Here is a 19351-nt window from a genome sequence, read left to right as displayed (position 1 = left end):
ATGGACCTGCTGGGCGCGTTGGAGACACTGCGCCGGCCGCTGGATCGCGAGCTGTTCCCGCTGGCGATCGGCGAGGCGGCGGCGGAGCGGCGCGCGCTGCGCGAGCTGACCGGGCAGCTGGACGACTACCTGCTGCCCAGGCTGCGCGCCCTGGACGCGCCGCTGCTCGCGGTCGTGGGCGGGTCCACCGGGGCGGGCAAGTCCACGCTGGTCAACTCGTTGGTGGGAGCCGACGTGGCCGAGCCGGGGGTGCTCCGGCCGACGACGCTGGTGCCCACGCTCGTGGTCAATCCGGCCGACCGCGCCTGGTTCATGGGCCAGAACGTGCTGCCCGGCCTTTCCCGCGCCACCGGCGACGGCCCCGGCGCGCTGCGCGTGGTGACCTCGCAGGCGCTGGGCGCCGGGCTCGCGCTGCTCGACGCGCCCGACATCGACTCGGTGGTGACCGCCAACCGGGAGCTCGCCGCGCAGCTGCTGGCCGCCGCCGACCTGTGGTTGTTCGTCACGACCGCCGCCCGGTACGCCGACGAGGTGCCGTGGAGCTTCCTGCGCTCGGCCCGGGAACGCAGCACGGCGCTGGCCGTCGTCCTCGATCGGGTGTCGCCGGAGGCCGTGGAGCCGGTCTCCCGCGACCTCGCCCGGCTGCTCGCCGAGAACGGCCTCGACGGCACCCGGCTGTTCACCGTCACCGAGGCCGCCCTGCCGTCCGAGAAGGCCCGGCTGCCCGTCGAGTCCGTACGTCCCATCGTCTCCTGGCTGGCCGGGCTGGCCGACGACGCGGCTGAGAGATCCCGCGTCGTGCGCCAGACGTTGTCGGGGGCGCTCGACAGCCTGGAGACCCGGGTGCCCGCGCTGGCCGTGGCCCTCTCGCGCCAGCAGGGCGCCTTCGACGGGCTGCGGTCGATCGTGTCGGGCGCGTACGCGGGCGCGATGGCCGACTTCGACGAGGGCATGCGCGACGGCTCGCTGCTGCGGGGCGAGGTGCTGGCCCGCTGGCAGGACTTCATCGGCACCGGCGACCTCATGCGTTCCCTGGAGAGCCGGGTGGGGTGGCTGCGGGACCGGATCGTCGGCTTCTTCACCGGCCGCGTGCCGGAGGTGCAGCTCAAGGAGGCCCTGGAGAGCAGTGTCGAGACCCTGATCCGGGGCGCCGCCGACGGGGCCGCCGAGCGGGCGCTGGAGGGCTGGTCGGCCGCGCCCGGCGGGGCCGGCCTGCTCGAACGGCTCGGCGCCGTCGAATCCGCCCGGCTCGGCCGTGCCTCGGCCGACCTCGGCAAACGGGCCGAGGCGGCGGTGCGGGGGTGGCAGGAATACGTCCTGGACCTGGTGCGGGCCGAAGGGGCCGAGAAGCGGACCACCGCCAGGGTGGCGTCGTTCGGGGTGAACGGGGCGGGGCTGCTGCTCATGCTGGCCGTGTTCGCCTCCACCGGCGGGCTGACCGGGATCGAGGTGGGGATCGCGGGCGGGACGAGCGTGTTGTCGCAGAAGCTGCTGGAGGCGGTGTTCGGGGACCAGGCGGTGCGGACGCTGACCGCGCGGGCGCGGGAGGATCTGCGGGAGCGGGTGCGGGAGCTGATGGATACCGAGTCCGCCCGGTTCACCGCCCTCCTGGAGACCATCGAGCCGCCGAAGGGCACGGCGGAGGCGCTGCGCGCGGCCCTGCAGACCGTACGCGCCCACCGCGCCGACCTCCCGCCGGCCACGGCCCCAGCCCCACGGCCCGGCGACACGGCCGAGCTCCCGGCGACCGGGAGCCCGGACGCGACGACAGAACCACGATCCGGTGACACGGCCGAGCTCCCGGCGCCGCCCGGGAGCGGTGGCGACGGGCGCGAGGGGGAGGACCGGTGAAGCTGCTGCGCCGTAAGGAGGGCCCGTCACTCGACTCCCGGGTGGCCGCCCTGCTGGAGGCGGCCTCGCTGGGCGAAGGGCGGCTGCCGGAGCAGACGGTGTCCGCCGCGCGGGCGGTCGCCGAACGGGCCGGGGTACGCCGCGCCCTGTCCATCGATCACACCGTGGCCGCGCTGGCCGGGGCGACGGGCAGCGGGAAGTCGTCGCTCTACAACGCCCTGGCCGGCGAGGACCTGGCCGCCGTCGGCGTCACCCGGCCCACGACCTCGACCGCCCAGGCGGCGCTCTGGGACGGGGAGGGGCCGGGCCCGCTGCTGGACTGGCTGGAGATCCCGCAACGCCACTCCGTCCCCGCCGCGACCCCCGACCTGTCCGGCCTCGTCCTCCTCGACCTCCCGGACCACGACTCCATCCGGCTCTCCCACCGCCTGGAAGTGGATCGCCTGGTCGAGCTGGTCGATCTGCTGGTGTGGGTGGTGGATCCGCAGAAGTACGCCGACGCCGCCCTCCACGACCGGTACCTACGCCCGCTGGCCGCGCACCACGACGTGATGCTGGTGCTGCTCAACCAGGTGGACCGCCTGCCCCCGCAGGCCGTCGACCGCTGCGTACGCGACCTACGCCGCCTGCTGGAGGAGGACGGACTGGCCGGCGTGCCGGTGCTCGCCGTCTCGGCCCGTACCGGCACGGGCATGCCCGAACTACGCTCGCTCCTGGCCGACCGCGTCGCCGAGCGCACCGCCTGGTCCGCCCGCCTGGCCGCGGACATCACCACCACCGCCGACCACCTCGCCACCTCCCATGCGCCGATCGATCCCGCGCCGGCGGCCGGTGGTGGGAAGCGTGCGGCGGGGATGGAGAAGGCGCTGACCGCCGCGCTCTCCGAGGCGGCCGGGGTGCCGCTGGTCGTGGAGGCCGTGGCCAAAGGGCACCGGCATCGGGCGGTCGTGGCGACCGGATGGCCGGTCACCCGATGGGTTCGCAGGTTCAGGCCCGACCCACTCCGGAGGCTGCGTCTCGGCGCCATCGCCCCGGCCAGGAAACCGGGGGAAGAGATCGTCGGGCGTACGTCCGCGCCCGCCGCCTCGGCCGTGCAGCGGGCTCAGGTCGAGACGGCGATCAGGGACGTCGGTGAGGCGGCCGCCTCCGGGCTGCCGGGGCCGTGGGCGGCGGCGGTGCGGCAGGCGGCCCGCTCCCGCTCCCAGGACCTGGCGGACGCGGTGGACCGGGCGGTGGCCACGACGTCCGCCGGCGCCACCAGACGCCCGAGGTGGTGGCGGGCCGTGAACATCCTGCAATGGGCGCTGCTCGCGACCGCCGCGGCCGGCGCGGTGTGGCTGGGTGTGCTGTTCGGGATGGACTATCTGCGCCTGCCCCAGCCGCCGCTCCCCACCCTCGGCCCGGTACCGTGGCCGACGGTGCTGCTGGCGGGCGGTGCGCTCGCGGGTGTGCTGATCGCGATGTTGTCGCGGTTGGCCGCCTGGGCAGGCGGGAGGCGCCGCGCCCGGCGTACGGCCAAGGCCCTGCGGACGGCGATCGGCAAGGTCGGCAAGGAGCACGTGCTCGATCCCGTGGACGCGGAACTGGCCAGGTACGCCGGCTTCACCGCGGCCCTCGACCACGCCCGCGCCTGAGTGACGTCGTCGCTGAGCAAATCCCTGCTCAGAATTGTCCTGCGGAGCAACTCTGATCACAGTTCGACAAACCGAGCACGGCCTGCCCGGGCACTCCGGGCAGGCCGTGCAGTTTCGATAAGGGGCGTTCATATCTCCCGACGCCAGCCCCAAGATCAGAATGAGGGACAACCGTTGTTCTTGCCGGGGACGTCGACGGGCACCTCGGGCGACTGCACGCTGACGTTGGCCACGCCTGGTTCGGTGAGGTAGCCGCCGGTCACCAGCGACGAGTCCGGCACGGACGTCGCCACCCTGGAATCACCGGTGTTCGGGTCCTCTTCGTCGTCGAAGAAGAACTCTTCGATCCTGATCCCGCGCTCCTCCAGCATCACCCGCACTTCGGCGACGGTCTTGCCCTTGTAGGGGAGGCAGTGCATGGGCTCGCCCTTTGCGTCGAACGAGGTGATGCTGTCGAACTGCTCGCCGGGCAGTGCCTTCCTGCCGACTCTGACGTCAGCCGTGCCCTTGAAGTCAACGGGGATCTTCATCCCGATGGCGCAGCCATCCATCTTGTCGCACGGGCCGGGCGGATAGATGCCCATGATGCTCTTCACCCACTGCCTGTCCGGAGCCGTGGGGGAGACCTGGCCCTCAAGGGCGGCGGTGACGGGCTCCACTCTGAGCGTGATGTCGAGCCCGGCGTTCCGCAACTGCTGCTCGTAGACCTTCGGGTTGGCGTAGAGGTCCTTGATCTCGATGACGTAGTAGCCGCCCTCTTGCTTGATGTCCAGCGCCGCCGCGGACGAGGTCGGCAGCAGCCAGGTCACCGCCATGACGGCGGCCGTCAGCAGGGCGCCCGCAGGCATGGCCACCCGCAGGCTCAGCCGCCTGCGGGTCCTGCGGGGCGCGGGAGCTGGTTCGGCCGTCATGATCTCCTGCATCAGGTCGCGGGCACCCTCGCTGACTTCGGTGACGGGTGAAGGCGCGAGCCGGGCGACAATGGTGTCGATGTCCCGTGTCATTACTGTCCTTCCGCGAGAGAGACGGCGCGCCGGCCGTAGCCGGTGAGGTCGGGGTCGAGGGCGGCCAGCTCTTTGGCCAGCCGCTTGCGGGCGCGGTGCAGCCGGAGCCGGGCGGCCCCGCGCGAGCAGCCGAGCACTTTCGCGATCTCGGGACCGCTGAGTCCTTCCCAGGCGACCAGCGACAGCAGCTCCCTGTCGTCGTCGGAGAGCCGTTTGAACGCCTGGTGGGCGAGGTCGTCGCCGGCGACGGATCCGGCCCAGTTCGTGATCTCCTGGCGGAGCCGCAGGGCCAGGGCGGTCCGGCGTTCCTCCGCGCGGAAGTGGTTGGCGAGCACGCGCCTGGCCACGCCGTATAACCAGAGCCGCGCGCCGTCGCCCTTGGGGACGTCGTTCAGCCGGCGCCAGGCGGTGGTGAACGTCTCGGAGATCACGTCCGCGATGTCGTCGGGCGACCCGGCGCGCCGGCGGACGTAGGTCGCGACGGCGGGATAGTACGCCGTGTAGATCTCCTCGAAGCGTTGTTCGGGCTCAGGTGGCCCCATGCGGCGGTCCTTCCGGTTGGCGAACACACCTGAGGAGATGTCCGGACGACGCGGGGTGTTTCACCCCGTCCCGAGCTGGGTCGCGACCGTGCGGAGGGCCGACAGGAGCGGGCGTACGACGGGGTGGGAGTCGGCGCCCCTGCGTACGGCGGCGAAGACACGCCGCTCGGGCCCCGGCGCGTGGCGTACGACGACGCCGGGCAGCGCCATGTCACGCAGGGCCAGCCGCGGCACGAGCGCCACCCCCGCGCCCGCGCCGACCAGGGCGACCACGGCGCGGAAGTCGTCGGAGCAGTGCGCGACGTTCGGGGTGAAGCCCGCCTGCTGACAGGCGAAAGTGATCACATCGTGCACCGGATTGCCTGGGTAGGGGCCGATCCAGGTCTCGCCGGCGAGCGACATGAGGGTGGCCGACTCCGCGAGCGGATGGTCGCGGGGAAGCACCAGGTCGAACGGCTCGGCGTAGAGCGGCAGCCTGGACAGGCGGCGGTCGGAGGCGTCGGGGGCGCCGCGGTATTCGACCGCGACGGCCAGGTCGGCCTCCGAGTCCAGCAGCATCGCCAGGCTGTGGTCGCCCTCGGCGTCGAGCACCCGCACCTGCACGCCGGGGGCGGTTTCGCGGAGCACGATGATCACGGGGGAGAGCACAGCGCTGATCGCGGTGGCGAAGCAGGCCACGGTGACCTCGCCGGCCTCGCCCGCGGTGTACGCGGCCACCTCCGCCTCGGCGCGTTCGAGCTGGGCGAGGACCTCGTTGGCGTGGCCGAGCATGATCTTGCCGACGGCGGTGAGGTGCACGCCGCGCCCGTCGCGGGTGAACAGCCGGTGGCCCACCTCGTGCTCCAGCGCGACGAGCTGCTGGGACACGGCGGAAGGGGTGAGGTGCAGCGCGGCCGCCGCGGCGGTGACCGTGCCGTGGTCGGCCACCGCCCGCAGCGTGCGCAACCGCCGCGTGTCTATCACGGCGTGAGCATACTCACCCCCGGGCCTGGATGAAGGCCTGGACAGCGCGGTCGACGTCCTCCTTCGAGTGGGCGGCCGACAGCTGGACGCGGATCCTGGCCTGGCCGTGCGGCACGACCGGGTACGAGAAGCCGATCACATAGATGCCGAGGTCAAGCAGGCGATCGGCCATGGCGGCGGCTTCGGCGGCGTCGCCGATCATCACGGGCACGATCGGATGGTCGCCGGGCAGGATGTCGAACCCGGCCTTGGTCATCTCGCTGCGGAAGCGCGCGGTGTTGGCGCGCAGCCGCTCGCGGGCCTCGTTCGAGGTCTCCAGCAGGTTGAGGATGCGCAGCGACGCGGAGGCGATGACCGGGGCGAGGGAGTTGGAGAACAGGTACGGCCGGGAGCGCTGGCGCAGCAGCTCGCAGATCTCCTTGCGGGCGGAGACGTAGCCGCCGCTGGCCCCGCCGAGGGCCTTGCCCAGCGTGCCGGTGATGATGTCGATCCGGTCGGTGACTCCGTGCAGCTCAGGTGTGCCGCGGCCGGTCGGGCCGACGAAGCCGACGGCGTGGGAGTCGTCGACCATGACCATGGCGTCGTACCGCTCGGCCAGGTCGCAGATCTCCCGCAACGGCGCGAGGTATCCGTCCATGGAGAACACGCCGTCCGTCACGATCAGCCGCCGCCGCGCCTCCGACGCCTCCTTCAGCCGGGACTCCAGCTCGGCCATGTCGCGGTTGGCGTACCGGAAGCGCTGGGCCTTGGAGAGCCTGATGCCGTCGATGATGCTGGCGTGGTTGAGCGCATCCGAGATCACCGCGTCCTGGGCGTCGAGCAGGGTCTCGAACACGCCGCCGTTCGCGTCGAAGCACGAGCTGTACAGGACGGTGTCCTCCATGCTGAGGAAGTCCGACAGGCGCGTTTCGAGCTCCTTGTGCACCTCCTGGGTGCCGCAGATGAAGCGCACGGAGGCCATGCCGAACCCCCACCGGTCCAGCGCCTGCTTGGCCGCCTCGACGACCTCCGGGTTGTCGGCCAGGCCGAGGTAGTTGTTGGCGCAGAAGTTCAGCACCTCGTGCCCGGCCACGCCGACCTCGGCGCTCTGCGGCGTGGTGAGCACGCGTTCGGGCTTGAGGAGCCCGGCCTCGGTGATCTCGTCGAGCGTCGCACGCAGCTGCTCGCGCACGTTCGTGAACATCAAGCGCTCCTGTCCATGGTCGCGGCCCCTTCGGCCTTCGTCGGCTCGTTCCTCGCTCTCTCCAGCCGAGCTCCTCCGCGCGTGTCCATGGTCGCGGCCGCTTCGGCTTCCGTTGGCTCGTTCCTCGCTCTCTCCGGCCGAGCTCCTCCGCGCGTGTCCATGGTCGCGGCCGCTTCGGCTTCCGTTGGCTCGTTCCTCGCTCTCTCCAGCCGAGCTCCTCCGCTCCAGTCCAAAATGACCTTGCCCGTGCGGCCGCTGGCGGCCGTGTCGAAGGCGGCGTCGAAGTCCTGGTACGAGAACCGGTCGGTGATCACGGGGGTGAGGTCGAGGCCCTTCTCCAGCAGGACGGACATGTTGTACCAGGTCTCGAACATCTCGCGGCCGTAGATCCCCTTGATCGTGATCATGGAGGTCACGACGGTGGCCCAGTCGACGGCGAACTCCTCGGCGGGCAGCCCCAGCATGGCGATCTTCCCGCCGTGCGTCATGTGGGCGATCATGTCGCGCATGGCCGCCGGGTTGCCGGACATCTCCAGCCCCACGTCGAAGCCCTCGCGCATGTGCAGCTGCCGCATGCCCTCCTCGATGGAGGACCGGGAGACGTTCAGCGCGAGCGAGACGCCGAGCTTGCCGGCCAGGTCCAGTCGCTCGTCGCTGACGTCGGTGATCATCACGTTGCGCGCGCCCACGTGAGCGGCCACGGCCGCCGCCATCAGCCCGATCGGCCCCGCCCCGGTGACCAGCACGTCCTCGCCGACCAGGGGGAACGACAGCGCGGTGTGCACGGCGTTCCCGAACGGGTCGAAGATCGCGGCCACGTCGGGGTGGACCTCGACGCGGTGCACCCAGACGTTCGAGGCGGGCAACGTGACGTACTCGGCGAACGCGCCGTCCCTGTTGACCCCCAGCCCGACCGTGTTGCGGCACAGGTGCCTGCGCCCCGCCATGCAGTTGCGGCACTTGCCGCAGACCAGGTGGCCCTCGCCGCTGACGAGGTCGCCGACGGAGACGTCCTCGACGCCCGGCGCCACCTCCACCACGTGGCCGGAGAACTCGTGCCCGACGATCAGTGGCAACTCGAGCGTGTGCCGGGCCCATTCGTCATATTTCCGGATATGGAGGTCGGTGCCGCAGATGCCGGTCCGCAAAACCCGGATTTTCACCTCGCCCGGGCGCACTTCCGGCTCCGGGACGTCGACCAACCACAGACCGGGCTCGGCCCTCTCCTTGACCAGCGCTTTCATGGCTCCCATTTCCCCCTAGGTCGAACCTAACGCACTGTGCCCGCTCGCCCCGGCCCATGTCCATCGAGGACTTCTTAAGTGCCCCCACAGCTATGCTTCACGCCGTGGATGATCTGCGCATCGGGGTCATAGGCCTCGGTCTCCGTACAAGCCTCGCGCTGAACGCGCACCGCCCCGGCAAGGGGTCCGTCGTGACCGCTCTGTGCGATGCCGACCCGGCCGCGCTCAAGAGGCAGGCCGGCAGGTTCGCGGCCGAGTTCCTGACCGAGGACTACCGCGAGCTGCTCGCCCGGGACGACCTGGACGCCGTCATCGTGCTGACACCGGACGACACACACGAGCGCATCGCGATCGACTGCCTGGAGGCCGGCAAGAGCGTTTACATGGAGAAGCCCCTGGCCATCACCTTGGAGGGCTGTGACGCCATCCTGCGCGCCGCCCGCCGCACCGGGACCAGGCTGTACGTCGGCCACAACATGCGCCACATGGGCGTCGTACGCCTGATGCGCGACATCATCCGCAAGGGCGTCATCGGGGAGCCGAAGACCGTCTGGGTGCGCCACTTCGTCTCGTACGGCGGCGACTACTACTTCAAGGACTGGCACGCCGACCGCACCCGCACCACGGGCCTGCTGCTGCAGAAGGCGGCACACGACCTGGACGTGATCCACTGGCTCGCCGGCGGCTACACCACCAGGGTCAACGCCTTCGGCGACCTGATGGTCTACGGCGACCTGCCGCGCCGCGCCCCCGGCACGCCGCGCCCCGAAGGCTGGCTCCAGGAGTACGAGTGGCCGCCGACCGCGCGCCGGGACCTGCACCACGTCGTGGACGTCGAGGACGTGTCGGTGATGAACATGCGCCTGGACAACGGCGTCATCGCCGCCTACCAGCAGTGCCACTTCTCGCCCGACTACGTGCGCAACTACACGGTCATCGGCACGGAGGGGCGGCTGGAGAACTTCGGCGACGGGCCGGGGGACACGGTCAAGGTGTGGAACACCGGGCCCACGGGCTACCGGGACGACTGCGACATCGCGTACAAGGTGCCTCTGGCGCAAGGCTCGCACGGGGGCGCGGACCCCGAGACCGTGGCGGAGTTCTGCAGGTTCGTCCGGGACGGCGGGGTCACGGACACCTCGCCGGTGGCGGCGCGGATGAGCGTCGCGGCCGGGTACATGGCCACGATGTCGCTGCGGGACGGGGGCATGCCGTACGACGTGCCGCCGCTGGACGAGGAGCTGGTCGCTTACTTCGACGGCGGGCAGGCGTGACGACTTCGGGCGGCGGCTGAGCCTTTCACGATGACCGCGGAACCCGACCAACCGGCCGGACAGTAGATATGTGTGGACATGTCATTACTGCGGAGCCGCATACGTGACGGTGACAAGGCCGCGTTCGGCGGCCTCTTCGACGAGTACGCGAAAGCCGTCTACAACCACGCCTTCCGCCTGACCGCCAACTGGTCCACGGCCGAGGACGTGATGGCGCTGACGTTCCTGGAGGCGTGGCGGCTGAGGGGCAGGATCGATCCCGAGGGCGGATCGTTGCGGCCCTGGTTGCTCGGCATCGCCACCAACGTGGCCCGCAACGTACGCCGGGCCGCCCGCCGCCACGACGACGCGCTGGCCCGGTTACCCAGGGGTGAGGAGGTGCCCGACTTCGCCGAGGAGGTCGTGGGGCGCATCGACGACGCCGAGCGGCTGGCCGTCGTCAGCCGCGCGTACGGAAAGCTGCGCCGTCAGGAGCAGGACGTGTTCGCGTTGTGCGTGTGGGCCGGGCTCGACTACGCCCAGGCGGCCGAGGCGCTCGGCATCCCGGTGGGAACAGTGCGGTCCCGTTTGTCGCGGGCCCGCAAGAAACTCGCTGCGGCGGGGGAACCCCCTCCGGCGACCCGACAGGTAGTAGGTGACCGCGGCCCCGAGAAGGAGGAGATCAGATGAACTGGCCGACCGAACGTGATCTTCCTGAGGGCCGTCACCGACTGCTCAAGGAGTTCGTCATGACGGAGATCGACACCAAGCCCTCGCGCAAGCGGCTCCCGCGCATGGCCGTCCTGGCCCCCGCCCTGGGGCTCGCGGCCGCCGCCGCGGTGGCCGTGCCCATACTGTTCGGCGACACCCCCGCGTACGCCCTGACCAAGAGCCCCGACGGCCTCATCACCATCACCATCAACGAGATCAGGGATCCGAAGCAGCTCCAGGAGGATCTGCGGGCCATGGGCGCGAACGTGGTGGTGGACTACATCCCCATGGGCAAGAAGTGCAGCCCGCAGCCGCGCAGTAGCCGCTTCCTCAGCAGTGAGGAGGCGCGGTTGTCGGACTTTCAGGCGGCCACGAAGCCGGGTTTCGTCATCGACCCGAAGGTGATCGGCCCGGGTCAGACGGGCGTGCTGGAGTTCAGCGTCGGCGAGGTCGCGGACGGTAGGGAGAGAGGCGGGGAAGCGGCCTTGATCGTTAAGAGCGAGGAGACCGGGGACATCGTCGTGGCGGGCATCTGGGCCCGCGTCGGCGAGAGCCCGATCGCTGACTGCACGCTGGTGGACACCACAGAGGCGCCCCTGTCCCACTGACCCGACGGCATACCCCTACGAGCCGATGCCCGCCGCACAACTGTGCGTGCGGGCATCGTCACTTTTAGTAGGAGCTCCAGGGTTGGAAAGGCCGTACTAACTGTGCAACACTGTTGCAATCTTGCTACATGGTCAGTCGAGGAAGACATCAGCACAACGAGATCAACGCGGCCTTGAAGGTCATCCGCAAGATCGAGTGGTTGGCCTTGGTGGAAAGCCACAACGGGCACTGCTGGGGACGCATCGAATGCGTCTGCGGCGCCGAGCCGCAGCCAGTCTGGTGCACGCCGCGTAATCCAGGCAACCACGCGAAACGCATTCTCCGATGGGTCGACGATCACATGGAGTGCGCCAAGAACGAGGAGAGGTCATGATCACCTGGGACTTCAGCGTCACTCTCAACCGAGCGCCCACCGATGAAGAGCTGGACGCTCTGTTCGAGGCCGGTCTGGATGACTGCTCGGTGTCGGGCGGCTTCAAAGACGGCAACGTCTATGTCATGTGCGACCGCGAGGCGGAGACCATGCTGGACGCGATCGCCTCCGTGATCGCCCAGATCAAGACCGTCCCCGGTCTCTGGCCTGTCGGCGTGGGGGAAGACGACGGGGTGACGCTGGGCGACGCCGCCCGTCGACACGGCGGGCGCACACAGGCCAGCCTGCGACAGCTCGCCACGGGGCAGCGCGGTCCCGGCGGTTTCCCCGCCCCTCTCATCGAGGCCGACAACATCAGCATCTACTCGTGGGCGGAGGTCTCCGAGTGGCTGCGCACGCGAATGGGGGATGACATCCCACCGGGAAACCCGGACGTCGCTCTGGCGGATGCGCTGGTCAAGGTCAACTGCCGAGCGCGAGCCGCCCATCGGGAGGACGGGCTTCGCCACCTGTTCGAAGCCATCGCCTGACCCGGCGCCTCACCCCTCGACCGACCAAACGCCTGACCGTGAACGCGGCCCGGCACGCGCACCATGCGCGTGCCGGGCCGCTCTTTCATCCGAATCTCAGCGCTCGGCCTCCTTCGCCTCCCTCTCCAGGTCGGGGAACGGAGACGGCTCCTGGACGCCCTTGGTGAGCTGGCGCGGCCCGTTCGGGCTCTCGGCCTCCTGCGCGTCCGCGACGGCCTCGGCCGCGGCCTCCGCAGCCCTGGCGGCCTCTTCCTCGGCCGCCGAGCTCTCCGGGATCTCCTCCCGCGTGGCCGCCGACCGCGGCAGGGCATCCGTGAACGCCTTCGAGACGCCCTGCAGCGCCGAGGTGACCTCGCTCGGGATCACCCAGAACGTGTTGCCCGGGCCCTGCGCCAGCTGCGGCAGCATCTGCAGGTACTGGTACGCCAGCAGTTTCGGGTCCGGGTCGTTGCGGTGGACCGCCTGGAAGACCTGGTCGATGGCGCGCGACTGGCCTTCGGCCTCCAGGATCGCGGCCGTGCGGCCGCCCTCGGCGCGCAGGATGCGGCTCTGCTTGTCGCCCTCCGCCGTGAGGATCTGCGACTGCCGCTGGCCCTCGGCGTTGAGGATCGCGGCCCGCTTGTCGCGCTCGGCCCGCATCTGCTTCTCCATCGCGTCCTTGATGGTCTTGGGCGGGTCGATGGCCTTGATCTCGACGCGGTTGACGCGAAGGCCCCACTTGCCGGTGGCCTCGTCGAGGACGCCGCGCAGCTGGCTGTTGATGGTGTCGCGTGAGGTCAGCGTCTTTTCCAGGTCCATGGAGCCGACGACGTTGCGCAGCGTGGTGACGGTGAGCTGCTCGACGCCGGTGATGTAGTTGGAGATCTCGTACGCCGCCGCCCGCGGGTCGGTGATCTGGAAGTAGAGGACCGTGTCGATCTCGACGACCAGGTTGTCCTCGGTGATGACCGGCTGCGGGCGGAAGGACACGACCTGCTCGCGCAGATCGAGTTTGGGATAGACGCGGTCGATGTACGGGATGACGAAGTTGAGGCCGGGCTTGAGCGTGCGGTGGTAGCGGCCGAGGCGCTCGACGTTTGCCGCCCGGGCCTGCGGGATGATCCGCACGGCCTTGAGCACGGTGAAGACGGCGAAGAGTATGACGAACAGTCCGACGAGCAAGAGCGGATCCATGGCTCACTCCCGGGGATATACGAGGGCTGTCGCGCCCTCGATCTCGATGATGTCGACGGTCGCCCCCGCGGGAATCACCAGGGTTTCGTCGTAGGCGCGCGCCGACCATTCCTCGCCCCCGACGCGTACCCGCCCGTCGCGCCCCGTTACCTCGGAGACGACGTACGCGGGCTTGCCGACGAGTGCTTCCACGCCGAACCGCTGCAACTGCGGCTGCTTGATATGGCGCATCGCCAGCGGCCTGACGACCATCAGGCCCGCCGCGGAGGAGACGGCGAAGAACAGTAACTGCAGGGGGACGGGCAACCCGATGGCGGCGGTCGCGGCCGTCAGGAGAGCGGCCACGCCGAGGAGTCCGAGCGCGGCCGTGAACGTGAACAGCTCCGCCACGCCGAGAACGACAGCGAGGATTACCCAGATGATCCATTCATCCATGTCCGGCCCTCCTATTAAGACAACGGGCCTGAGTCCGTGGGCGGTTCCCCTCCTCTACCGTAATCCCGGATTTACCGCTTCGGCACCCATCCACCTGCGGAATCGGTGGCACGCAACGCGCTTCCTCGTATCCATTCCGTCCACGGGAGTTGCCAGAAGCCCCATCCGTTGTTCCATTCGAGCTCGCGGTCGGTGCCGGTGATGATGACCGGGTCGCCGCGCAGGGAGGTGGCGTAGAACCAGGCGGCCTGATCAGGCCGCGAATTGACGCAGCCGTGGCTGACGTTTTCCCGGCCCTGCGCCCACACGTTGTCCTTGGCGTGCACGTATTCGCCGCTGCTGGAAATGCGTACGGCGTGGTCGATCATCAGGTCGTAGTAGCCCGGCTCGCCCTTTTCCCGGCCGGGGGAGATCATGCGGACCGGGTTTCCCTTGTCCATGGTCAGATGGATGCCGCTGGTCGTGGTGTATTCGCGGGTGGTGGCCATGCCGGCGCTGATGGCCATGCGCTGCGCGGTCGCGCCGTCGCGCTGGACGACCATCTGGTGGGTCCTGGTGTCGATCGTGCTGGTCTGGCTGCGGCCGACGGTGAAGACGAAGGTGGAGTCGACGGCGCCGTAGAGGCCGGCGGCCGCACGCACGCCGGCCAGGTGCGCGGTGACGGTGACGCGCTGCCGGGGCGTCCAGAAGCGGCGGGTGCGGTAGACCACCTGGGTGTCGCTCGTCCACCGCCAGGCGCCCTCGACCGGCTGCTCGGCCTGGACCTCGAGCGCCCGCTCGACGGCCGCCTTGTCCTCGATGGGGGTGTCGAAGTCGATGATGACCGGCATGCCGGTGCCGACGGTCTCGCCGGGCAGGGGCGCGGTCGCGGCGATCCCGAAGGCGCGCTCGGCCGGTCGGGTGCGGAAGCGGCCCGCCGCCACCGTGGCGGGGCCGCGCGTGCCCGCGGCCGTGGCGGTCACCGTGTATTCGGCCGCGGGCTTGAGCGTCCAGTCGGAACGCCAGGTCGTCCCGGCGGCGTCAAGCCTGCCGGGCACGGGCTCGCCGCTCACGTATGCCGACACCTTGGTCAGCGTGCCGCCGGACGCCCTGATCACCAGGCCGCGGTCGGGCCGGGCCCGCCTGCTGTCGAAGGCCGGTGAGATGTGCACGACCGGCGGCGTGACGGGCGCCTCCGGCGTCACGGGACCGCAGCCGCAGATCAGGAGGAAGGCGACACACAACATCGCGGCACGCCGCATGTGACACCTGCTTTCCGAGGGAAGGGTGCTCCCAGGGTAGCGGTCGGTCAGCGGACGAGCACGCCGAGTCACTTATGCGACGGTTCCGGAAACCTCCCCCAATGTCAGGTCGCCGGCCGTGGCCCGGATGGTCACGGTGTCGCCGTCCTGGAGGAAGGCGCGGGTCTCGCCGCCCGCCAGCTTGATCGGATCGGTCCCGTTCCAGGTCAGCTCGATGAGCGAGCCGCGCTCACCGCGCTCGGGGCCCGAGATCGTGCCGCTGGCGAACAGGTCGCCGGTGCGGAGCGATGCCCCGTTCACGGTCATGTGCGCGAGCATCTGGTCGGGTGTCCAGTACATGCTCGAATACGGCGGCCTCGACACGACCTCCCCGTTGAGCAGGATCTCGAGGGAGATGTCCAGCCCCCAGTCGGCCTGCCTGCGCAGGTACGCGACCGGCTCGGGATCCTGCGGGCGTCCGGGGATCCTGGGCAGCGCCTCCAGCGGCGTCACCCACGGCGAGACGGACGTCGCGAAGGACTTGGCCAGGAACGGCCCGAGCGGCCGGTACTCCCACGACTGGATGTCCCGCGCGCTCCAGTCGTTGACCAGCGTCACCCCGAAGACGTGATCCTCGAACGCCCCCGCAGGCGTGCCCAGCGACGTGGGCACGCCGACCACGAACCCCAGCTCCGCCTCGATGTCGAGCTTCTCGGAGGGTCCGAACCTGCCCTCGCCGAGCTGCCCCTGCGGCCGCTTGACGGGCGTGCCCGACACGACGACCGTGCCCGACCTGCCGTGGTATCCGATCGGCAGGTGCCGCCAGTTCGGCAGCAGTGGCTCGGAGTCGGGGCGGAACATCCGGCCCACGTTGCTCGCGTGGTCGAGCGAGCAGTAGAAGTCGACGTAGTCCGCCACCTCGAACGGCATGTGCAGCCGGACCTGCTCCAGCGGGATCAGGTGCCGCTCGGTCACCGCGAGGTCGCCGGTCAGCTTGTTGCGGATCAGCGTCCGGGTGTCGTGCCAGGCCGCACGGCCCCGGGCCATGAACGGGTTGAGCGACGGGGCGGCGAACACCTCGTCATGCAGCGCGGCGGTCAGGTCGAGCACCTTGTCGCCGTACCGCACCCCCACCCGGGGCGACTCCCCGGGCAGGGAAAAGACTCCATAGGGCAGATTGTCGACTCCCCAACTCACGTGATCTCCTCGATCAGTCCGAGCGCCTGCAGGTCCTCGGCGGGCGTGCTGGTGTTGCAGGAGCCGTAGCTCACCAGAAGGCGCCGCGCCCGCTTCGCGGTCTGCTCCGGTACGGTGTGCGCGAGCCGTACGAGATGTCCCACGTCGGTGCTGCGCAGCACCGACGCCGGATCGCGCCCCTCGACCGCCTCGCACACGGCGAGCACCAGGTTGAGGAAGCCGTGCCGGTCCACGCCCAGCGAGGGGTCGAAGTGGCGTACGGCGTGGTGCAGCCCGGCCGTGGCCTTGAACGGCACGTCGCGCTCGACGCAGTGCTTGATGAACGTCCCGAGATGCTCCGCCGTCGGGAACGCCTCGGCCGTCAGGCCGCCGCAGCGCACCTTCAGCCCCACGCCGTCGGGCACCTCCACGCCCAGCTTGCGCGGCGCGACCTCGGCGAAGAGCCGCACTCCGTCCGGCAGCCCCAGCCGATCGGCCAGCGCCTGGATCGACTCGCCGTCCGGCAGCGGCATCTCGACGATGTCCACCGGCAGGTCGTCGAAGGGCGGCAGCTCCGACGTGTCCACGATCAGCCCGATCCGCCGCGGCCGGTAGGCGATGCCCCGCAGCCGGTCGATCCGGCTGGCCGGACACAGGAAGCGGTGCGTGAGCACCGGGTTGCCGCGCTCCAGGTCCCGCTGGTTGCGGGCGAGCGCCTCATCCATGTGCAGGGACGTCGGCGGGAACAGGCCCGCGTCGTCCACCAGAGCCGTGTAGAGCATCATCGTGCCCAGGTCCACGCGTAGCCGGGATCCTCGCAGGACAGCGCGCCCTGGCCGAGGTCGAGCGGGCGGAATGTGTCCACCATGACGGCCACCTCGCTCGTGCTGTTCACGCCCCGCGAGACCGCGTCGATCACCGCCTCCACCGCGCCGGGCTGCGGCCCGTGGGTGAACCCGGCCGGATGCAGCGAGATCGAGCCGACGCCGATGCCGGAGCCCTGACGCGCCGAGTAGTCGCCGCCCACGTAGAACATGAATTCGTCGGAGTCGACGTTGTGGTGGTTGTAGGGGATCGGGATGGCCTCGGGGTGGTAGTCGAGCGGCCGCGGGCAGAACGAGCACACCACGAACCCGGGTCCCTCGAACGTCTGGTGCACCGGCGGCGGCGCGTGCGTCTTCTTCACGATCGGCTCGAAGTCGTCGATGTTGAACGCGAACGGATAGAGACAGCCGTCCCAGCCGACCACGTCGAACGGATGGTTGCGGTAGACGAGCCTGGTCAGTCCGCCGCGCGTGCGCACCAGCACCGGCACCTCCTCGCCCTCCACGAGCAGCGGCTCGGCGGGCGAACGCAGGTCGCGCTCGCAGTACGGCGCGTGCTCCAGGAACTGCCCGTACTTCGACAGGTAGCGCTTGGGCGGCCTGATGTGCCCGGCCGCCTCGATGGCCAGCACGTTGACCCGGCCGTCCGGCACCCACCGGTGGATCGTCCCGGTGGGGATGACGACGTAGTCCCCTTCGCCGGCCTCGATCACGCCGTACGTGGACTCGAAGCGCACACGGCCCTGCTGCACGTAGACGCACTCGTCGCCCATGGAGTTGCGGTAGAGCTCGCTGGGCTGGTCGCTGGTGGCGTACGACAATCGGACGTCGCCGTTGCCGGCCAGCAGCATGCGCCCGTTGATCAGGTCGCCCGCGCTGGACAGGTCCTGGGTGCGGAAGTGGCGCGGCGAAAGCGGCAGGTTGGCTTCGAGACGCGCCTCCATGACGGGTGTGACGGCCTCCGCCTTGACGATCGCGGTCGGCAGATGACGGTGGTAGAGCAGCGAGGAGTCGGACGAGAATCCCTCCTCGCCCATCAGCTCCTCGGCGTAGAGACCGCCGTCCGGCCGCCTGAACTGCACGTGCCGCTTGCGCGGCACCTCCCCAACGACGCGGTAGTACGGCATCGGGCCCTCCAACCATCGTCCGCTTATCGGACGGAAGTGTCCTCTATGTGCAACTACCGTCCGCTATCGGTCGGGCGATGTCAAGCCAGCGCGGCCGACAGTTCGGCGGCCGCCGCCACCACCCGCGGCCCCGCGGACTCCTCCAGCGGCCCGAACGTCACCACGCCCACCGAGGCCTCGAGCCACGGCAGCCCGGTGACCGGCGCGGCGATGCCCCGGGCACCCTCCTGCAACTGCCCCTCCGTGACGAAGTAGTCGTCGAGCCCCTCGCGCAGCGCCAGGATCGCCTGCCCCGCCGCGCCTTTCGCGAGCGGATGGCGCGAGCCCTCCCGGTAGGCCACGTGCATGTCGGTCCACGACGGTTCGACCACCGCCACGGCCAGCCCGTCGTCGCCCTCGGCCACGGTCAGGTGCGCGGTCGCGCCGACCTCCTCGGCCAGCCGCCGCAGCGTCGGCACGGCCGCCGCCCGCAGCAGCGGCTGCACGGCCTGCGCCAGCACGAGCACCCCGAACCCCAGGTGCACCCGTCCCTCGGCGTCCCTGCGGACGAATCCCTCCTTCATCAGCGTCGTCAGCAGGCGGTACACCACCGGGCGGCTCAGCGACAGCTCGGCGCTCAGCTCCGTCGGCGTGCGCCCGCTCTTGCCGTCGGCGAGCAGTCTGAGCAGGCGAAGCCCGCGCTCCAGCGTCTGGACGGATTCAGCGGCCATGCGACCGATTATCCAGCGACGCTGCGAGGGGCGCCTGGCGACCGAGCCGCCTCACGGGGTGTGGCCATGAACACGCGGTTATGAGGGTACGTAGGGGGCAGCGGATTCGGGGGGTAAAGATGCGGCAAAGGTGGGTGTTTCTGCTCGCCGGGTTGGCTTTGTGCGCACTGGCCGCAGTGGTGCCCTCCGTCTCCACCCCCATGGCGTTGATGTCCCGGCAGGTTCCCGTCGACCCCTCGGACGGCCACCTGGTGGAGGACACCTTTTACGTCACCGAGGGCATCGAGGTCAGCCGGCGGCTGCTGCCCGTCGGCAAGGGCCTCGCGTTCCGCTCCGGCTACCTCGCCGACGGGGTCAAGGTCGACCAGACCGGGCGGCTGTACGGCACGCCGGAGCGCTCCGGCACGTACGTCGCCCCCGTCCGGCTCTGCTCCGGCCAGACCTGCCACGAGGAGGACGTCACGCTCGTGGTGCTCGGGAACGTTCCATGGGAGCCGCGCGAGCTGACCTTCCCCGGCAAGGCAGGCACCCGGCTGGACGGCGAGATCGGCGTCAACGGCGGCCCGTCCGGCGTGGTCCCCACCTTCACCGTCACCGACTACGCCAAGCTGCCCAAGGGCGTCACCATCGGACCGGACGGCCACGTGGGCGGCGTATCCGCCGTGTCGGGCATCTCCGAGGTCCCGGTGCGGATCTGCGTGGCGGGCAACTGCGCGGGCGTCGTCGTGCGATTGATCATCGTCTGAGGCGTGACGCGGCCGAGGCCTGTGGGCGAGCGGCCGGGGTCTG

Annotated in this window: 19 protein-coding genes and 1 pseudogene; 8 read left to right on the top strand and 12 right to left on the bottom strand. The window is 70.4% G+C overall.

Translation table 11 applies throughout. The features are described from left to right. Entirely contained in the window at positions 1–1851 is a 1851-nt protein-coding gene (locus ACIBX3_RS43355; RefSeq protein ID WP_397126447.1) for an ABC transporter, read from the top strand. After that, the gene (locus ACIBX3_RS43350; RefSeq protein WP_397126446.1) at positions 1848–3485 is read left to right on the top strand and encodes a GTPase family protein; all 1638 of its coding nucleotides are present in this window, start codon (positions 1848–1850) and stop codon (positions 3483–3485) included. The genes ACIBX3_RS43355 and ACIBX3_RS43350 overlap by 4 nt, the downstream gene beginning before the upstream one ends. A 155-nt stretch (positions 3486–3640) precedes the next feature. Here ACIBX3_RS43350 and ACIBX3_RS43345 read toward each other — a convergent pair whose 3' ends face one another. The 5 genes and pseudogenes from ACIBX3_RS43345 to tdh form a co-directional block, all read right to left on the bottom strand. Beyond that, positions 3641–4489 (bottom strand): hypothetical protein, encoded by an 849-nt coding sequence (locus ACIBX3_RS43345; RefSeq protein WP_397126445.1) that lies wholly within the window; start codon positions 4487–4489, stop codon positions 3641–3643. Further along, a complete protein-coding gene (locus tag ACIBX3_RS43340) occupies positions 4489–5031 on the bottom strand; it encodes an RNA polymerase sigma factor (RefSeq protein ID WP_397126444.1) in 543 nt (180 codons plus the stop codon). Before ACIBX3_RS43340 ends, ACIBX3_RS43345 begins: the two co-directional genes overlap by 1 nt. 60 nt (positions 5032–5091) lie before the next feature. Beyond that, on the bottom strand, positions 5092–5994 hold the full coding sequence (locus ACIBX3_RS43335) for a LysR family transcriptional regulator (protein WP_397126443.1): 903 nt from the start codon (positions 5992–5994) through the stop codon (positions 5092–5094). A gap of 13 nt (positions 5995–6007) precedes the next feature. After that, entirely contained in the window at positions 6008–7177 is a 1170-nt protein-coding gene (locus tag ACIBX3_RS43330) for a glycine C-acetyltransferase (protein WP_397126442.1), read from the bottom strand. A 224-nt stretch (positions 7178–7401) separates the two neighbouring features. Beyond that, a pseudogene (gene tdh / locus ACIBX3_RS43325) lies at positions 7402–8421 on the bottom strand (L-threonine 3-dehydrogenase); the annotation flags it as partial. 104 nt (positions 8422–8525) lie between these two features. Between tdh and ACIBX3_RS43320 the strand changes: the two are divergent. The 5 genes from ACIBX3_RS43320 to ACIBX3_RS43300 all read left to right on the top strand — a co-directional run bounded on the left by ACIBX3_RS43320 (position 8526) and on the right by ACIBX3_RS43300 (position 11897). Next, entirely contained in the window at positions 8526–9695 is a 1170-nt protein-coding gene (locus ACIBX3_RS43320) for a Gfo/Idh/MocA family protein (protein WP_397126441.1), read from the top strand. Between the two features lie 78 nt (positions 9696–9773). Next, positions 9774–10364 carry an RNA polymerase sigma factor gene (locus ACIBX3_RS43315; protein WP_397126440.1) on the top strand — a complete coding sequence of 197 codons (591 nt, stop codon included), beginning with the start codon at positions 9774–9776 and terminating at the stop codon, positions 10362–10364. Continuing rightward, positions 10361–10993 carry a hypothetical protein gene (locus tag ACIBX3_RS43310; protein ID WP_397126439.1) on the top strand — a complete coding sequence of 211 codons (633 nt, stop codon included), beginning with the start codon at positions 10361–10363 and terminating at the stop codon, positions 10991–10993. The genes ACIBX3_RS43315 and ACIBX3_RS43310 overlap by 4 nt, the downstream gene beginning before the upstream one ends. Positions 10994–11121: 128 nt before the next feature. Continuing rightward, positions 11122–11367 carry a hypothetical protein gene (locus ACIBX3_RS43305; RefSeq protein WP_397126438.1) on the top strand — a complete coding sequence of 82 codons (246 nt, stop codon included), beginning with the start codon at positions 11122–11124 and terminating at the stop codon, positions 11365–11367. Then, positions 11364–11897, top strand: coding sequence for a hypothetical protein (locus tag ACIBX3_RS43300; protein WP_397126437.1), 534 nt, complete (start codon positions 11364–11366; stop codon positions 11895–11897). The genes ACIBX3_RS43305 and ACIBX3_RS43300 overlap by 4 nt, the downstream gene beginning before the upstream one ends. A 96-nt stretch (positions 11898–11993) precedes the next feature. Here ACIBX3_RS43300 and ACIBX3_RS43295 read toward each other — a convergent pair whose 3' ends face one another. From ACIBX3_RS43295 to ACIBX3_RS43265, 7 genes are all read right to left on the bottom strand, one after another. Next, complete coding sequence (locus ACIBX3_RS43295; protein ID WP_397126435.1) at positions 11994–13070, bottom strand: SPFH domain-containing protein; 1077 nt, start codon at positions 13068–13070, stop codon at positions 11994–11996. Positions 13071–13073: 3 nt separating this feature from the next. Then, complete coding sequence (locus ACIBX3_RS43290) at positions 13074–13505, bottom strand: NfeD family protein (RefSeq protein WP_397126434.1); 432 nt, start codon at positions 13503–13505, stop codon at positions 13074–13076. A 71-nt stretch (positions 13506–13576) separates the two neighbouring features. Beyond that, a complete protein-coding gene (locus ACIBX3_RS43285; RefSeq protein ID WP_397126433.1) occupies positions 13577–14746 on the bottom strand; it encodes an Ig-like domain-containing protein in 1170 nt (389 codons plus the stop codon). Between the two features lie 72 nt (positions 14747–14818). Further along, positions 14819–15922, bottom strand: a complete 1104-nt coding sequence (gene fahA, locus ACIBX3_RS43280; RefSeq protein ID WP_397126432.1) for a fumarylacetoacetase — start codon at positions 15920–15922, stop codon at positions 14819–14821. Next, the gene (locus ACIBX3_RS43275; protein WP_397126431.1) at positions 15919–16701 is read right to left on the bottom strand and encodes a hypothetical protein; all 783 of its coding nucleotides are present in this window, start codon (positions 16699–16701) and stop codon (positions 15919–15921) included. Before ACIBX3_RS43275 ends, fahA begins: the two co-directional genes overlap by 4 nt. Further along, positions 16683–17852, bottom strand: a complete 1170-nt coding sequence (locus ACIBX3_RS43270) for a homogentisate 1,2-dioxygenase (protein ID WP_397126430.1) — start codon at positions 17850–17852, stop codon at positions 16683–16685. The genes ACIBX3_RS43275 and ACIBX3_RS43270 overlap by 19 nt, the downstream gene beginning before the upstream one ends. 80 nt (positions 17853–17932) lie before the next feature. Next, positions 17933–18562 carry an IclR family transcriptional regulator gene (locus ACIBX3_RS43265; RefSeq protein ID WP_397126429.1) on the bottom strand — a complete coding sequence of 210 codons (630 nt, stop codon included), beginning with the start codon at positions 18560–18562 and terminating at the stop codon, positions 17933–17935. Positions 18563–18681: 119 nt separating this feature from the next. On the opposite strand from ACIBX3_RS43265, the gene ACIBX3_RS43260 reads away from it, so the two are divergent. Beyond that, entirely contained in the window at positions 18682–19308 is a 627-nt protein-coding gene (locus tag ACIBX3_RS43260; protein ID WP_397126428.1) for a hypothetical protein, read from the top strand. Positions 19309–19351 lie beyond the last annotated feature (43 nt).

The sequence above is a fragment of the Nonomuraea sp. NPDC049480 genome, from assembly GCF_044465905.1.
Lineage (GTDB): Bacteria > Actinomycetota > Actinomycetes > Streptosporangiales > Streptosporangiaceae > Nonomuraea.
This window is presented reverse-complemented; position numbering and strand designations above follow the sequence as displayed.

Bases quoted from the DNA above. Each gene is read 5' to 3' on its own strand.
- ACIBX3_RS43355 (WP_397126447.1), top strand. From the start codon at position 1: ATGGACCTGCTGGGCGCGTTGGAGACACTGCGCCGGCCGCTGGATCGC.
- ACIBX3_RS43345 (WP_397126445.1), bottom strand. From the start codon at position 4,489: ATGACACGGGACATCGACACCATTGTCGCCCGGCTCGCGCCTTCACCC.
- ACIBX3_RS43340 (WP_397126444.1), bottom strand. From the start codon at position 5,031: ATGGGGCCACCTGAGCCCGAACAACGCTTCGAGGAGATCTACACGGCG.
- ACIBX3_RS43330 (WP_397126442.1), bottom strand. From the start codon at position 7,177: ATGTTCACGAACGTGCGCGAGCAGCTGCGTGCGACGCTCGACGAGATC.
- ACIBX3_RS43315 (WP_397126440.1), top strand. From the start codon at position 9,774: ATGTCATTACTGCGGAGCCGCATACGTGACGGTGACAAGGCCGCGTTC.
- ACIBX3_RS43310 (WP_397126439.1), top strand. From the start codon at position 10,361: ATGAACTGGCCGACCGAACGTGATCTTCCTGAGGGCCGTCACCGACTG.
- ACIBX3_RS43305 (WP_397126438.1), top strand. From the start codon at position 11,122: ATGGTCAGTCGAGGAAGACATCAGCACAACGAGATCAACGCGGCCTTG.
- ACIBX3_RS43300 (WP_397126437.1), top strand. From the start codon at position 11,364: ATGATCACCTGGGACTTCAGCGTCACTCTCAACCGAGCGCCCACCGAT.
- ACIBX3_RS43295 (WP_397126435.1), bottom strand. From the start codon at position 13,070: ATGGATCCGCTCTTGCTCGTCGGACTGTTCGTCATACTCTTCGCCGTC.
- ACIBX3_RS43290 (WP_397126434.1), bottom strand. From the start codon at position 13,505: ATGGATGAATGGATCATCTGGGTAATCCTCGCTGTCGTTCTCGGCGTG.
- ACIBX3_RS43285 (WP_397126433.1), bottom strand. From the start codon at position 14,746: ATGCGGCGTGCCGCGATGTTGTGTGTCGCCTTCCTCCTGATCTGCGGC.
- ACIBX3_RS43270 (WP_397126430.1), bottom strand. From the start codon at position 17,852: ATGCCGTACTACCGCGTCGTTGGGGAGGTGCCGCGCAAGCGGCACGTG.
- ACIBX3_RS43265 (WP_397126429.1), bottom strand. From the start codon at position 18,562: ATGGCCGCTGAATCCGTCCAGACGCTGGAGCGCGGGCTTCGCCTGCTC.
- ACIBX3_RS43260 (WP_397126428.1), top strand. From the start codon at position 18,682: ATGCGGCAAAGGTGGGTGTTTCTGCTCGCCGGGTTGGCTTTGTGCGCA.